Here is a 15,076-nt window from a genome sequence, read left to right on the forward strand (position 1 = left end):
GATCGCCGAACGCGGCGAGGGCCCCGACGACTTCACCGGCGCCCTCGCCGCAGACTCCGACTCCGACTGCGTTCAGCGCACACTCCACGAAGGGTCCCTTTCGCATGCGCTTTTTAGGAAGCATCGCCGCCACCTCCACCCTCGTCCTGGCTCTGGGGGGGGGAGCCGTCCTGGCCGCGCCCGCCGCTCAGGCGGACACCATGGACACCACGGACACGGCGACCACGGCCACCGTCGAGCGCTATGACGGCGCGATCTGGTACCGGGCCGCCGCCGGACAGGTGAACGACCTGCGGATCTCCACGAAGGCGATCGACGTCGACCCGAACGAGTTCGGGGGCGACTACCTCGTCACCTTCCCGGACAAGTTCGAGATCACCATCACCACGGACGCGTGCACATACCCCTCGGCGACCGACCGCACGGTCGTCGAGTGCGTGGAGCCCGAGCCCCTGGGGTCCGACGACTCGGACATCTACGACGTCGACCTCGGTGACGGCGACGACGCCGTGACGGTCGGTGAAGACACCTTCACGCAGGGAACCCTCAACGGCGGCCCGGGCGACGACGTCATCCGTGGCAAGGGCGCGAACGTCCTCAAGGGCGGGGACGGCGACGACCACCTGGAGGGCATCGACGGCGTCTGGGGCAAGGGCTCCTTCGGCGACGCCGGCAACGACACCATCCTCACCGGCTGCGAGTACCACTGCAGCGGCGGTGCCGGGAACGACGTCCTCACGGTGACCGGCGAGGACGACCTCGGCTACACCACCCTGTACGGCGACGACGGCGACGACATCGTGCGCGGCAGCTCCGGCAACGACACCCTCTACGGCGGCAGGGGCAACGACACCCTGTACGGCCTCCAGGGCGACGACACGATCTTCGGCAACACCGGTGACGACGTGATCCACGGCGGCGCGGGCAACGACACGCTCTCCGGCGGCGCGGGCAACAACAAGGTCTACCAGGACTGAGCCCCAGGGCTCGACCGGAGCCGCGTAGGCATCGGCACCCACGCGGCTCCGGCGCCGGGCTCCCTGGATTCTCCGGAGTTGCCGACTCCCTGGAATTAACGGCCAGTACCCTCCCCCTCAACCCACGTCCGCCTACCGTGACGCCATGCGCCTGAGACCACTTCTCGCCACTGTCACGGCCGCCCTGGCGGCAGTCACCTGCCTCACCGCGGCAGGGCCCGCCAACGCCCAGCGTGGCAACGCCTGTTCGCCCTCTGTCTCCATCGAGAGCTTTTCCGACGCGCTGGACAAGACGACGTACGGGGGCACGTTCGTCGGTAACTTCTCCGCGCTCGCCGTGGACCGCGACGGCCGGATCGCGGCGGTCTCCGACCGGTCCGCGCTCTTCACGCTGGACCGGAAGACCCTCCGGCCCGCCTCCGTCGTGCCGCTCGCCGACGAGAGCGGGGCCGCGCTCGACTCCGAGGGTCTGGCCGTGGACCGTGACGGGACCCGGCTGGTCGCCTCCGAGACCGAGCCGTCCGTGCGCCGGTACGCCCGTGACGGCCGCATCCTCGACCGTCTCCCCGTACCGGACGCGCTCAGGGTCGCCCCCGCGGGCCGGGCCACCTCGAACCAGACCTTCGAGGGCCTGACCTTCCTCCCCGGCCGCCACACCCTGCTGGCCGGGATGGAGGGCTCCCTCGCGGGGGACACCACGGGCATCGTCCGCTTCCAGACCTGGGAGCGGCAGCGGGGCCACTTCGCCCTCGACGCCCAGTACGGCTACCGAACCGACACCGGCCTGAACGTCTCCGAGACCACGGCCACCCCCGACGGCCGCCTCCTCGTCCTGGAACGCGGCTTCACTGCGGGCGTCGGCAACACGGTCAGGCTCTACCTGGCCGACCCGCGCCGCGCCACGGACACGTCCGGCATCGACAACCTGACCGGCCAGAGCGGCGTACGTCTCGCCCGTAAGACCCTGCTCGCCGACCTCGTGAACTGTCCTTCACTCGGCGCCCAGGCCAAGCAGCCCCAGCCCAACCCGCTCCTCGACAACATCGAGGGTCTCGCCGTCACGGGCGGCGGCCACGGCCGGCTGAACCTGCTCCTGGTCAGCGACGACAACCAGAACCCGGTCCAGATCACCCGCTTCTACTCCCTCCGGGTCCGCCTCTGACCGCTGCCCCGAACATGGGCCGATTGTTGCGGAGGGATGAAATCCCCTCCCGTCCGCGTTGGTGCCTTCCGGACGATCAGATCGACCGGACGGATGGAAGGCACTCGTGGCGACACAGCGGGGATGGGCACGACGGCTGACCGGGTACGCCTGGCGGTACCCGAAGGACGTCGTGCTCGCGCTGGGCTCCTCGCTCGGGGGCATGGCCGTCATGGCGCTGGTCCCGCTGGTCACCAAGGTGATCATCGACGACGTCGTCGGGGACCACACCCGGGACATGGCCCCCTGGGCCGCCATGCTCATCGGCGCCGGAGTCGTCGTCTACGTCCTCACCTACATCCGCCGCTACTACGGCGGCCGCCTCGCGCTCGACGTCCAGCACGACCTGCGTACGGACATGTACGAGACGATCACCCGCCTCGACGGCCGGCGCCAGGACGAGCTGTCCACCGGCCAGGTGGTGGGCCGCGCGACCAGCGACCTCCAGCTCATCCAGGGCCTGCTGTTCATGCTCCCGATGACCGTCGGGAACGTACTGCTCTTCCTGATCTCCCTCGTGATCATGGCCTGGCTGTCGCTGCCGCTCACCCTGGTCGCCCTCGCCGTCGCCCCGGCCCTGTGGGTCATCGCCAAGCGCAGCCGCTCCAGGCTCCACCCCGCCACCTGGTACGCCCAGGCGCAGGCGGCAGCCGTGGCCGGTGTCGTGGACGGCGCGGTCAGCGGCGTACGCGTGGTCAAGGGCTTCGGCCAGGAGGACCAGGAGACCGGCAAGCTGCGCGAGATCGGCCGCAAGCTCTTCGCGGGCCGGCTGCGCACGATCCGGCTGAACTCCAGGTACACCCCGGCGCTCCAGGCGGTCCCGGCCCTCGGTCAGGTGGCCATGCTGGCCCTCGGCGGCTGGCTGGCGGTCAAGGGGCAGATCACCCTCGGCACCTTCGTGGCGTTCTCCGCCTACCTCGCCCAGCTCGTCGGACCCGTCCGGATGCTCGCGATGGTCCTCACGGTCGGCCAGCAGGCCCGGGCCGGCGCCGAACGCGTCCTGGAGCTGATCGACACCCGGCCGTCGATCAAGGACGGCACGAAGCCGCTGCCCGCCGACGCCCCCGCGACCGTCGAGTTCGACGACGTGTCCTTCGCCTACGAGGACAGCCGCCCGGTCCTGGACGGCCTCTCGTTCGAGATCCGCGCGGGCGAGACCCTCGCGGTCGTCGGCTCCTCCGGTTCCGGCAAGTCCACGGTCTCGCTCCTGCTGCCCCGCTTCTACGACGTGACCAGGGGCGCGGTCCTCGTCGGCGGCCACGACGTGCGCGAGCTGACCCTCGACTCGCTGCGGGCCGCGATCGGGCTCGTCCCCGAGGACTCCTTCCTCTTCTCCGACACCGTCCGCGCCAACATCGCGTACGGCCGCCCCGAGGCCACCAGGGAGGAGATCGAGACCGCCGCCCGGGCCGCCCAGGCGCACGGCTTCATCTCCGCACTGCCCGAGGGCTACGACACCAAGGTCGGCGAGCACGGCCTGACCCTCTCCGGTGGTCAGCGCCAGCGTGTGGCCCTGGCCCGCGCGATCCTCACCGACCCCCGCCTGCTGGTCCTGGACGACGCCACCTCGGCCGTGGACGCCCGCGTGGAACACGAGATCCACGAGGCCCTCAAGCAGGTCATGGCGGACCGCACCACACTCCTCATCGCCCACCGCCGCTCCACCCTGAACCTCGCCGACCGCATCGCCGTCCTCGACGAGGGCCGCCTCGCCGACATCGGCACGCACAAGGAACTGACCGAACGCTCACCGCTCTACCGGCGCCTGCTGACCGATCCGGACGAGCTGGGCGGCGTCTCGCCCGGTCACGCCCGGCCGGCCTGTCCGCAGGAGGACACCTCGGTACGGGACGAGCTGGACGCCGAGTTCGACGCCGAGCGGGGTGTGACCCCACACCTGTGGACGGGCGACCGCGAGCCGAAGGACACCGCCCTCGACGGCTCGCCCGCGACCCCCGAACTCCTCGCCCAGGTCGACGCGTTGCCCCCGGCCACCGACATCCCGGAGATCGACGAGGCACGCGCGGTCACACCGGAGGAGTCGTACGGGCTGAGGCGTCTGCTGCGGGGCTTCGGGCTTCCGCTGCTCGTCAGCCTCGGCCTGGTCGCCGTGGACGCGGGCATGGGCCTGCTCCTGCCGGTCCTGATCCGGCACGGCATCGACCAGGGTGTCTCCGAGGTCGCCCTCGGCGCCGTCTGGGCCGCGTCCGCCCTCGCCCTGGTGACGGTCGTCGTCCAGTGGATCGCGCAGACCGGCGAGATCCGCATGACCGGGCGTACGGGCGAACGCGTCCTGTACTCACTGCGTCTGAAGATCTTCGCCCAGCTCCAGCGCCTCGGACTCGACTACTACGAGCGGGAGTTGACCGGCCGGATCATGACCCGGATGACGACGGACGTGGACGCGCTGTCCACGTTCCTGCAGACGGGCCTGGTCACCGCGTTCGTCTCGGTCGTCACCTTCTTCGGCATCATGGTCGCCCTGCTGGTGATCGACGTGGGCCTGGCAGTGGTCGTCTTCCTGACACTGCCGCCGCTGATCATCGGCACGTTCTTCTTCCGCAGGGCCAGCGTGAAGGCGTACGAACTCGCCCGTGAGCGCGTGTCCGTGGTCAACGCGGACCTCCAGGAGTCGGTGTCCGGGCTGCGGATCCTCCAGGCGTTCCGCCGCGAGGGCGCGGGCGGCAGGCGGTTCGCGGAGGGCAGCGACAGCTACCGCCAGGCCCGTATCCGCGGCCAGTGGCTGATCTCGGTCTACTTCCCGTTCGTACAGCTGCTGTCGTCGGTGGCGGCGGCCGCTGTGCTGATCGTGGGCGCGGGCCGGGTCGACGCGGGCACCCTCACCACGGGTGCGCTGGTGGCGTACCTCCTCTACATCGACCTGTTCTTCGCCCCCGTGCAGCAGTTGTCGCAGGTCTTCGACGGGTACCAGCAGGCGACCGTCTCGCTCGGCCGGATCCAGGAGCTGCTCCAGGAGCCGACGTCGACGAAGGCCGCCGACGAGCCGCTCGAAGTCCTGTCCCTGCGGGGCGAGATCGCCTTCGAGGACGTGGACTTCGCGTACGGGTCCGCAGACGAGGCGGAAGAGGCCCTCAGCGACGTCTCGTTGAGCATTCCGGCCGGGCAGACCGTCGCGTTCGTGGGCGAGACGGGCGCCGGGAAGTCGACCCTCGTCAAGCTGGTGGCCCGCTTCTACGACCCGACCGGCGGCCGGGTCACGGTCGACGGCACCGATCTGCGCTCCCTCGACATCACGTCGTACCGACACCGTCTGGGCGTCGTCCCGCAGGAGGCGTACCTGTTCCTGGGCACGGTCCGGGACGCCATCGCGTACGGCCGTCCGGACGCGACCGATGCCGAGGTGGAGGCGGCGGCCCGTACGGTCGGCGCGCACGACATGATCGCCACGCTGGACGGCGGCTATCTCCACGAGGTCGCCGAGCGCGGCCGCAACCTCTCGGCCGGGCAGCGGCAGCTGATCGCGCTGGCCCGCGCGGAACTCGTCGACCCGGACATCCTGCTCCTCGACGAGGCCACCGCCGCCCTCGACCTGGCCACCGAGGCCCAGGTCAACCAGGCCACCGACCGCATCGCGGGCCGCCGCACCACGCTGGTGGTCGCCCACCGCCTGACGACCGCCGCCCGCGCGGACCGCGTCGTGGTCATGGCCGACGGCCGCGTCGCGGAGGACGGCACGCACGACGAACTGCTCGCACGCGGCGGCCGGTACGCGGAGCTGTGGCGGACGTTCGTGGGGGAGCCCGACCAGGACGAGGTCGCGACCGTCGGTACGTCGAAGTGACGTAGGAACACTTCCGCCGGCCCTCTCCTGCGGGCGTGGAAGGGCTCCGTCGGCCGGACGACGCAACCATCCGCGGTACGTCATGCGTCCGTACATCAGTACGCCGATTGCTGCGGGCCGTGGAAGGGACACCAGTGGACATGGGCGTGATACGTCGACGTCTGGCGCTGGGCACCGCCCTGCTGACCTCGTCGGGGCTGCTGGCGCTCGCGGGCCCCGGCGTGGGCGAGGCGTCCGCGGCGAGCCCGTGCCCCGGGCGGAAGGTGCGCACGGTGACCTTCTCCACCGGGTACGTGCAGGTCTACAAGAAGCGCGGCTACGTCTGCGCGGTGACCCGCCCCAAGACGGTGGGCGCCCGGAAGTACATGATGGTGAGCGTGCAGGCGCGGGGGAACCAGCCGGTGCCCAACAAGGGGCGGTTCACGAGGTACGCGGGCCCGGTGAAGGTGCACGCCGGCAACCGCTGTGTGTGGATCAAGGGCGCCGTCGGCTCGGGCTCGGTGAGCACGGGCTGGATTCTCTGCTGACCGGATTCTCTGCCGACCGGATCCTCCGCTGAGCCGACTCTCCCGGCCGAGTTGCGCGATCTTCGTCCCGTACTGTCCGTAATGCGTCCAACATCCCCTGGTGCGACGGCAGTTGCTCCGCTAGGTTCCGGCGGACATCTGCGTATTCAGGGGAGAACGCATGCGCAAAACGCTCAGATGGCTGTTGTCTCTCGTGGTGCTGATAGGCACCGTGAGCACGGCCGGGGCGGCCACCGCCGCCCAGCCGGACGCCACCGGCACGAATGTCGTCAACGACGACGCCGCGGACATCAAGGACCGGCTCCTCGCGATCCCGGGCATGAGCCTGATCGAGGAGAAGCCCTACACCGGCTACCGCTACTTCGTCCTCAACTACACCCAGCCCGTCGACCACCGGAAGCCGTCCAAGGGCACCTTCCAGCAGCGGATCACCATGCTGCACAAGGACACGGCCCGCCCGACGGTCTTCTTCACCGGCGGCTACAACGTCTCCACGACCCCGCGCCGCAGCGAGCCGGCCCAGATCGTGGACGGCAACCAGATCTCGATGGAGTACCGCTTCTTCACTCCGTCCAGGCCCGCGCCGGCCGACTGGAGCAAGCTGGACATCTGGCAGGCCGCCAGCGACCAGCACCGCATCTTCAAGGCGCTCAAGCCGATCTACGACAAGAAGTGGATCTCCACCGGCGGTTCGAAGGGCGGCATGACCGCCACGTACTACGAGCGCTTCTACCCGCGTGACATGGACGGCGTCGTCGCGTACGTCGCCCCCAACGACGTGGTGAACAAGGAGGACTCGGCGTACGACCGGTTCTTCGCGAAGGTCGGCACCAAGGAGTGCCGCACCCGGCTGAACGCGGTGCAGCGCGAGGCACTCGTCCGCCGTGAGCCGCTGGAGAAGAAGTACCAGGAGGTGGCCGCCGCCGAGGGCTACACCTTCAACACCATCGGCAGCCTGGACAAGGCGTTCGAGGCCGTCGTCCTCGACTACGTCTGGGGCTTCTGGCAGTACGGCACGCTCGCCGGCTGCGACGAGATCCCGGCGGACGCGAAGAACGCGACCGACGAGGAGATCTGGACGTCGGTCGACACGATCTCCGGCTTCTCCTTCTACACGGACCAGGGCCTGGAGCCGTACACGCCGTACTTCTACCAGGCGGGTACGCAGCTCGGCGCGCCGACCATCGTCTTCCCGCACATCGAGAAGAAGTACATCCGCTACGGCTACCTGCCGCCGCGGAACTTCGTGCCGCGCGACATCTCCATGAAGTTCCAGCCCGGCGCCATGCACGACGTCGACGCGTGGGTGAAGCGCAACGCGAACCAGATGCTGTTCGTGTACGGCCAGAACGACCCGTGGGGTGCCGAGCCGTTCCGCGTCGGCAAGGGCGCGCGTGACTCCTACGTCTTCACGGCCCCCGGCATGAACCACGGCGCCAACGTCGCGGGTCTCGTCCCCGACCAGAAGGCCCTCGCCACGGCCCGGATCCTGGAGTGGGCGGGCGTCGCCTCCGCCGCCGTCCAGGCGGACCCGGACAAGGCGAAGCCGCTGGCCAAGTACGACTCGAAGCTCGACAAGCGCAAGGTGGAGCGCCAGCTCAGGCCGTAACCGGCCGACGCGGCAAGCGCCCTGCCGCGCCCGTCCGGTGGAGTCCTCGGGGAGTTGCCGGGGCTACACCGGGCGGGCGCAGCCCACCGGCTTCGGCCCGCCCAGCTGGACGTACAACGCCGTCGAGGGCGGGCAGCCGGTGCGCTTCTCCACCGCCGCGGTCACCTTGAACTCCGGCGCCTTCTTGCCCGTGCTGTCGCACGACGTCTCACGGACCTCGCCCTCGCCCGCGCTGTAGACACAGTCGCCCACGATGGTGCGGGGACCTCCGCCGCCGCCCGGGTCGCCCGGATGCGGCGCCTCAAGATTGCGCATACAGGCGTAGCCCTGCGGGACCGCGCCGTCGCCGTCCTCGTCGGCCGAGGGCTTCTGCTCGCTGATGTGCAGCACGAAGTCCGTGGTGGCGGGGCAGGGCGGCCCCTCGCCGACCTTCCCGTCGTGCCGCGCGACCACCCGTGCCGCCGCCTTCTCGCTGGTGCACGGAACCTCGGTGAACGACTCGCGCCCGAACGAACTGCACTCGTCGATCGCGAGGAACACCACCCCGTATCCCGAGGCCCGCGTCGGAGCCGGAGTCGTCTCGTCCAGCCGGCGCTCCTCGGTCCCGGACGACTGCTGGCATCCCGTGAGCGCCGCCGCCACCAGCATCAGCAGCCCGCACACCATCCCCGTACGACGTGCTCCCACGCCCCGTCCATCGCGCATGGCACTCCCCCCGATCCCCCCGCCCAGCGTGACCCGTCGCGGCGGGCCCCGCCAGGCGTACGGGGTGCTTTGCGTCAGTTGGGGGCGGTGCGCCGGGTGTGCGGCGTAGGTCCCGTACGCCAGGCCCAGTAGGCCGGGCCCCGGTACGTAGGGGGCTGGGGGGTGTTTTGAAAGTCCCGCACAGCACCCACGGCGCCCGGCACGCACCCTCGCCGCACCGGCCGAAGACCCAAGTACGTCCAGTACGAGGGCCTTCGTCCGGCACGCCGAGGGCACGCACCGAACACCGCGGGCACCGCACAGGACTTTCAAAACACCCCCTCGTACCTCAGACCATGCCCGACGGGGTACAGCACCTCCGTCGGCTTGTCCGCCTTCTGTACCGGCACCGGGAGTTCGCCCACCGGGTCGGCGCGCCCCGCGAGCACGCGCACGGCGGCGCGCAGCTCGACGTCCGTCCAGGAGTACGCCGCCAAATAGGCCTTCACATCGGGCAGTTGGGCCACGTCGTACGGATTGCGGATGGCGAGCGCGATCACCGGGCGGCCCGTGGCGAGGAGCCGGTTCACGAGCGTCCGCTGGCTGGAGGCGGCCGTGACGTTGTACGTCCCCACGAGCACCGCGTCCACGTCCTGGGCCGCCGCGACGGCCTTGGCGATCGTCGCCTCGGTGGGGGCTGTACCCGTGGAGAGGACCGTCGCCGTGAAGCCCAGCTCGGTCAGCGCGGCGCCGAGCACGGTCGTGGGCGGACCGGTGGTGCCGGACGGCGAGGCGGGATCGGCCCCGACGACGAGAACCTTCCGATGCGTACGACGCGAAAGCGGCAGCAGACCACCGGAGTTGACGAGAAGAGTGGTGGTCCGCTCGGCGATGCGATCGGCGGCCTTGAGATGCGACGGGATCCCCACGACCCGGTCCACCCCGCGCCGAGTGACATACGGATTCTTGAACAGCCCCAGCTTGGCCTTCAGTCGCAGCACGCGCAGGATCGATTCGTCGAGGCGCGCCTCCGTCAGCTCACCACCACGGACGGCCTGGAGGACGGCGTTCCAGGCGACGTCCAGCTTCGGCGGGTTGAGGAGTTGATCCACCCCGGCCTTGAGCGCGAGCACGGGCACCCGATCGTCCCCGTACTTGGTCCGTACGCCCTGCATGCCCAGCGAGTCCGTCACCACGACCCCGTCGTAGCCGAGCCGCTCGCGCAGGATGCCGGTGAGGATGGGCCGGGAGAGGGTCGCCGGGTCGCCGGACGGATCGAGCGCCGGGACCATGATGTGCGCGGTCATGATCGAGTCGATCCCGGCGGCGATGGCGGCACGGAACGGCGGAGCGTCCAGCTCGGCCCACTGGGCTTCGGTGTGCTCGATGACCGGGAAGCCGTAGTGACTGTCGGTCTCGGTGTCCCCGTGCCCCGGGAAGTGCTTGGACGTGGCGGCGACCCCGGCGCTCTGATACCCCTTCACCTGCGCGGCGACCATCCCCGCCACCGCCTGGGGATCGGCACCGAAGGACCGTACGCCGATGACGGGGTTGGCCGGGTTGACGTTCACGTCGGCGACAGGCGCGTAGTCCTGCCGGACGCCCATCGCGCGCAGTTCGGCACCGCCGATCCGCCCCGCCGTACGGGCATCTGTGCGTGAGCCGCCGGCACCGAGGGCCATCGCACCCGGGAAGAGCGTCGCGGGCCTGCCCACCCGGGCGACGATGCCGTGCTCCTGGTCGGTGGAGATGAGCACGGGCAGCCCGCGCGGCTGTGCCAGCGAGGCCTTCTGGATGCCGTTGCTCAGATCAGCGATCTGGTGCGGGTCACGGGTGTTGTGCGCCCACCCGAAGTAGATGATCCCGCCGACCCGGTACTTCGCGATCAGCTCGGCGGCGTCGCGTACGCCGATCTCCGCGAGGTTGGCGTCGATGTCGGCCTGGTCGGGCGCGGTCGCCGAGTGCCCGTACACCCGCATCACGAAGAGCTGCCCGACCTTCTCTTCGAGCGTCATACGGGAGATCAGGGCCCGGAGCCTCTTGTCGTCGGGCCTGCCGGTGTCGTCGTCCTCGGCCAGCGCCGGACCGCCGCCGACGGCGACAACCGCCGCCGCGCCCGCGGTCGCCGCGAGCAGCGTACGTCTGGAGGTGTGCACGTGCGCTCCTTCCGGAGAGGGCCCGAAGGGCCCGTGGAGGGGCGAGCATGAAGGAAACTTCCAAGGAGTCACGGATATCCGGGAAATTTCTGCCAGTCAATAGCGCGGACGGCGGACACGGCGGATCCACCCCGCCTGGGCTCTTCCGGCGGGGATGCCCGGAGCCCTGCCTGCGGGGGAGCGGCCGGGGGAGAAATCACCACTCGCCGGCGTACGGACTGCCTGACGCAAGAGGGGCCGCCATCGGCGCTGTTGGAGGGGGGCGCGCCGATGACGGCGTGCTGCCGGCCGCAGGCGGCGGAGAGGGTAAGTCAGCGATCGCAGCCAGCAGCGAGGCCGACACCGCACTGCGGTGACTCATCCGGCAGCATGCGAGTTGGACGGGGGGTGGCGGGGATGGGTTCCCCGGATTCCCCGGATTCCCGAAAATTGGTACGGGTGGACACGCGCGTGCTCAACGGGGTTGGTGTGGCGATGTTTTGGGCCGCTCATCCGCCGACGCGAGCCGAAGCCCTCGGCCAGTGCTCCCGCAGCGTACGAACCGTCTCCGTGATGGCCGGGCGGCGGGTGGCGCCCGAGCGCCACAGCGCGTAGAGACGTCGTACGGGCATGGGTTCGAGCGCCACCTCCACCACTCCGGGCGGGAGAGGACCCCGGCCCAGGCGCGGGATGAGGGCGACGCCGAGGCCCGCCGCGACCAGGGCCACCAGGGTCGGGTTCTCGTCCGCCTGGTGGACGACGCTCGGCTCGCAGCCGGCGGCGCGGAGGGTGCGGAGCAGCCACTCGTGGCAGACGCGGCCCGGCGGCTGGCAGATCCAGCGCTCGTCCGTCAGCTCCGTACGGCGTACGGACGCGCGGGCGGCGAAGGGGTGGTCCGCCGGAACGAGGAGGTCGCACAGGTCGTCCCCGAGCACCGCCTGCTCGACCCCCGGCGGGACGGGCAGCGGCGCGATGTCCCAGTCGTGCGCCACGGCGATATCGACCATGCCCTTGGCGACCAGGTCCACGGACAGATGCGGGTCGATCTCCGACAGACGGGTGTCGAGGGCCGGGTGACGGACGGCCAGGTCGGCCAGCACACCCGGCAGCAGTCCACGGGCCGCGGTGGCGAACGCGGCGATCGTCAGCCGACCCGCCGGCAGCCCCCGCCGCTCCTCCAACTCCGTCTCGGCCCGCTCCACGATCGCCATCAACTCCCGTGCGGTCTCGGCCAGTTGCTCCGCCTGCTCGGTCAGCCGTACGCCCCGCCCCCGGCGTTCGAGGAGTACGGTCCGGGTCTCGCGCTCCAGTTTGGCGATCTGCTGGGACACGGCCGACGAGGTGTACCCGAGCGCCGCCGCGGCGGCACCGACGGTGCCGTGGACGGAGACGGCGTGCAGGGCGCGTAGGCGCTGGAGGTCGAGCATGGGGGCCCCTCGATGGCGATGAATCAGCTGGCGATGTCTAGAGGTGCTGGGCGTGCGCGTGGGACCGGGCGTACTGGGCGGGAGTCTGGCCGTACCGCTTCTTGAATTCCCGGATGAAGTGGCTGCTGTCGGAGAACCGCCAGAACCTCGCGAGTTCCGACACGCTGGGCCGGGCGGCGGGGGTGGTGAGCGCGAGCCGGGCCTGTTCCAGCCGCTGGTGGCGGACGTAGGCGGTGATGGACTCGTCGGCCGCGGTGAACGCCCGATGCAGCGTGCGCACGGAGACGTTGAGCTCGCGGGCCAGCATCGCGGGGGACAGCTCGGGATGGGCGAGGCGGCCGCGCACCAGGTCCTTGGCCGCCTGGACCAACGAGGGGGCCAACTGCGGCTCGGTTCCGTCGGTCCTCCGCCGGAGCACCCCCGACACCAGCTCCACGAGAGCGTCGCGGGCGGCGCGCACTCCGGCCGGGGACAAATCATCCAGGTTGGCATCGACCATGCGGGTGTGCGCGAGGAGCAGCCGCATCTCGGCGGAGTCCGCCGCCCCGAGGACCGGCCGCTTGTGGACGAGCGGTCCCAGGTGGGCGACCGGCAGGATCAATTTCCTTGTCGTGTTCGTGTGTTCCTTAACCGTGAACCGCCATGACGGGTTGTTGTACCGCACGATGAATTGTCCGGCCGACACGGCGACTCCGTCGCGATCGCGCGCGCGGCCGAATTCCCATGTACCCCGCCGCACGACATCCACGACCAGCATTCCGGAGAAGTAGTCGCAGCCGACCCAACGGCCGTCGACCGTGGCCGCCCCGTAGTGAATGTTCGTGACCAATACATCGTCAATTCTGAAGCCGAGGACACTGGCCCGGGAATCACCGGTACTGGTCAACTCGGCCGCCGGCAGCGGAATGGTCCTGCCGGCCTGTACGTCCCACTGGTGCCGGAGCGCGGCGCGCTGAGCTGCCGTGCGGGGACCGATCAGATCGGTGGAGAACCTCCCACGCGACGCTCTACGGTCCGGCTCGATTTCCGTTATCTCACCCATATCCCGTTTGGCTCACTCTCTGCTCTCGCAGCCTGTACACGGCCCAAGTAGAACACCGGCGCCAATCCAATGGAATGTGTGCGCCGTGTTGGCGCATCTTCCGTGAAGCTCCACAAGGCGCGGCCTACGGTGCCGCTACCCCTCCCCGCACAGAGGAATTGCCATGACGACCTCCACACCCGAGGCTCCTGATTCATCCGGTTCATCTGGTTCATCCGATTCATCAGCGAGAGCCAAGGAGACCTGGCTCGCCCGACTGGCGCTGCGCTTCACCGACTTCACCGAGAAGTGGCTGCCCGACGCGCTCGGCTTCGTCCTGGTCGGCACGTTCCTGATCCTCACCCTGGGGCTGGCGTCCGGTGAGAAGCTGCTCGGTGCCCCGTCCGACCCCGCGGCAACGAGTGGGTTCGGTCTGGTGGACGCGTGGGGGCAGGGGTTCTGGTCCCTCATCACGTTCACCCTGCAAATGGCGATGATCATCATCGGTGGCTACGCGGTCGCCGTCTCCCCACCGGTCGGCCGCCTGGTCGCCAGGCTGGCGGCATGGCCCAAGACCCCACGCGGCGCCATCACGTTCACCGCCGCCGTCGCCATGCTCACCGCGTACGCGAACTGGGCGTTCAGCCTCATCTTCACCGCCATCCTCGCCAAGGAGATCGCCCGCCGCCTCCCCGGCGTGGACTACCGCGCACTCGGCGCGATGGCGTTCCTCGGCCTCGGCACGGTGTGGGCCCAGGGCCTGTCGGGGTCGGCGGCGTTGCAGGTGGCGAGCACGGCATCGAGCCCCGCCTCCGTACAGAAGGTCATCGCCGAAGGCCGCGGCAGCGGGGTGATACCGCTCACCGACACCATCTTCCTGTGGCAGGGCATGCTGGCCACGGCGATCATCTTCGTCATCGCCGTCGGCATGGCGTGGCTCCTGACCCCCTCCCCGGAGAACGCTCGGACCGCGGAACGACTCGGGGTCGACCTGGGTCCCGCCCCCGACCAGCGGCGGCAGGAGAGCCGGCGGACCCGGCCCGGCGAGTGGATCGAACACAGCCCGGTCTTCACGATCCTGCTGTTCCTCCTCGGCGCCTGGTATCTCGCACGGCACTTCTCGAACGCCGAAGGCAATCCGCTCAACGCCCTGGACCTGAACACCATCAACCTCATGCTCATCCTGCTGGCGCTCATCCTGCACTGGCGACCGGTGAACCTCGCCCGCGCCGTCAAGGACGGGGTGCCCGCGACCTCCGGCGTCCTGCTCCAATTCCCGCTGTACGGCGGCATCTTCGGGATGATCGCCTACACCGGTCTGCACCGGACCATCGCCGACTGGCTCGTGTCGGTGTCGAACGAGTTCCTCTACCCGGCCTTCATCGCGATCTACAGCGCCGTCCTCGGGGTGTTCGTTCCCAGCGGTGGCAGCAAATGGGTGATCGAGGCGCCGTACGTCCTCGACGCGGCCAACCAACTCCACGTGAACCAGGGCTGGATGGTCGTCGTGTACGACCTCGGCGAGGCCAGCGCCAACCTGCTGCAACCGTTCTGGATGCTGCCCACGCTGGCGATCCTCGGCCTCAAGGCACGCGACATCATGGGCTACACGTTCGCGATGTTCCTGGCGCTGTTCCCCGCGGTGCTGATACTCGTCACGGTGTTCGCCCAGACACTGCCGTTCCCGTGACCG

The 15,076-nt window shown here is 70.0% G+C and carries 10 protein-coding genes; 6 read left to right on the plus strand and 4 right to left on the minus strand.

Going from position 1 to position 15,076, the window contains the following annotated elements; genetic code table 11:
* Nucleotides 1-104 precede the first annotated feature (104 nt).
* The 5 genes from ACIBEI_RS15265 to ACIBEI_RS15285 all read left to right on the plus strand — a co-directional run bounded on the left by ACIBEI_RS15265 (nucleotide 105) and on the right by ACIBEI_RS15285 (nucleotide 8,116).
* Nucleotides 105-977 carry a calcium-binding protein gene (locus ACIBEI_RS15265; RefSeq protein WP_398888803.1) on the plus strand — a complete coding sequence of 291 codons (873 nt, stop codon included), beginning with the start codon at nucleotides 105-107 and terminating at the stop codon, nucleotides 975-977.
* A 145-nt stretch (nucleotides 978-1,122) separates the two neighbouring features.
* The gene (locus ACIBEI_RS15270) at nucleotides 1,123-2,139 is read left to right on the plus strand and encodes an esterase-like activity of phytase family protein (protein WP_398888805.1); all 1,017 of its coding nucleotides are present in this window, start codon (nucleotides 1,123-1,125) and stop codon (nucleotides 2,137-2,139) included.
* Between the two features lie 106 nt (nucleotides 2,140-2,245).
* Complete coding sequence (locus ACIBEI_RS15275; protein WP_398888807.1) at nucleotides 2,246-5,980, plus strand: ABC transporter ATP-binding protein; 3,735 nt, start codon at nucleotides 2,246-2,248, stop codon at nucleotides 5,978-5,980.
* Between the two features lie 134 nt (nucleotides 5,981-6,114).
* Complete coding sequence (locus ACIBEI_RS15280) at nucleotides 6,115-6,507, plus strand: hypothetical protein (protein ID WP_398889016.1); 393 nt, start codon at nucleotides 6,115-6,117, stop codon at nucleotides 6,505-6,507.
* A 160-nt stretch (nucleotides 6,508-6,667) separates the two neighbouring features.
* On the plus strand, nucleotides 6,668-8,116 hold the full coding sequence (locus ACIBEI_RS15285; RefSeq protein ID WP_398888809.1) for a S28 family serine protease: 1,449 nt from the start codon (nucleotides 6,668-6,670) through the stop codon (nucleotides 8,114-8,116).
* Nucleotides 8,117-8,179: 63 nt separating this feature from the next.
* Here ACIBEI_RS15285 and ACIBEI_RS15290 read toward each other — a convergent pair whose 3' ends face one another.
* The 4 genes from ACIBEI_RS15290 to ACIBEI_RS15305 all read right to left on the minus strand — a co-directional run bounded on the left by ACIBEI_RS15290 (nucleotide 8,180) and on the right by ACIBEI_RS15305 (nucleotide 13,404).
* Nucleotides 8,180-8,821: a hypothetical protein gene (locus ACIBEI_RS15290; protein WP_398888810.1), complete on the minus strand. Its 642-nt coding sequence runs from the start codon at nucleotides 8,819-8,821 to the stop codon at nucleotides 8,180-8,182.
* A gap of 308 nt (nucleotides 8,822-9,129) precedes the next feature.
* Nucleotides 9,130-10,956: a glycoside hydrolase family 3 protein gene (locus ACIBEI_RS15295; protein ID WP_398888812.1), complete on the minus strand. Its 1,827-nt coding sequence runs from the start codon at nucleotides 10,954-10,956 to the stop codon at nucleotides 9,130-9,132.
* Between the two features lie 488 nt (nucleotides 10,957-11,444).
* Nucleotides 11,445-12,362: a LysR family transcriptional regulator gene (locus ACIBEI_RS15300; protein ID WP_398888813.1), complete on the minus strand. Its 918-nt coding sequence runs from the start codon at nucleotides 12,360-12,362 to the stop codon at nucleotides 11,445-11,447.
* A gap of 37 nt (nucleotides 12,363-12,399) precedes the next feature.
* Entirely contained in the window at nucleotides 12,400-13,404 is a 1,005-nt protein-coding gene (locus tag ACIBEI_RS15305) for a helix-turn-helix domain-containing protein (protein WP_398888815.1), read from the minus strand.
* A 163-nt stretch (nucleotides 13,405-13,567) separates the two neighbouring features.
* Between ACIBEI_RS15305 and ACIBEI_RS15310 the strand changes: the two genes are divergently transcribed.
* A complete protein-coding gene (locus ACIBEI_RS15310; RefSeq protein ID WP_398888817.1) occupies nucleotides 13,568-15,073 on the plus strand; it encodes a short-chain fatty acid transporter in 1,506 nt (501 codons plus the stop codon).
* The last annotated feature ends 3 nt before the right edge of the window (nucleotides 15,074-15,076 follow it).

Origin of the sequence: Streptomyces sp. NPDC050988, assembly GCF_044456225.1 — a bacterium.
Lineage (GTDB): Bacteria > Actinomycetota > Actinomycetes > Streptomycetales > Streptomycetaceae > Streptomyces.

Coding starts and splice junctions, on each gene's coding strand:
- ACIBEI_RS15310 (WP_398888817.1), top strand. CDS start 13,568: ATGACGACCTCCACACCCGAGGCTCCTGATTCATCCGGTTCATCTGGT.
- ACIBEI_RS15290 (WP_398888810.1), bottom strand. CDS start 8,821: ATGCGCGATGGACGGGGCGTGGGAGCACGTCGTACGGGGATGGTGTGC.
- ACIBEI_RS15285 (WP_398888809.1), top strand. CDS start 6,668: ATGCGCAAAACGCTCAGATGGCTGTTGTCTCTCGTGGTGCTGATAGGC.
- ACIBEI_RS15305 (WP_398888815.1), bottom strand. CDS start 13,404: ATGGGTGAGATAACGGAAATCGAGCCGGACCGTAGAGCGTCGCGTGGG.
- ACIBEI_RS15265 (WP_398888803.1), top strand. CDS start 105: ATGCGCTTTTTAGGAAGCATCGCCGCCACCTCCACCCTCGTCCTGGCT.
- ACIBEI_RS15270 (WP_398888805.1), top strand. CDS start 1,123: ATGCGCCTGAGACCACTTCTCGCCACTGTCACGGCCGCCCTGGCGGCA.
- ACIBEI_RS15300 (WP_398888813.1), bottom strand. CDS start 12,362: ATGCTCGACCTCCAGCGCCTACGCGCCCTGCACGCCGTCTCCGTCCAC.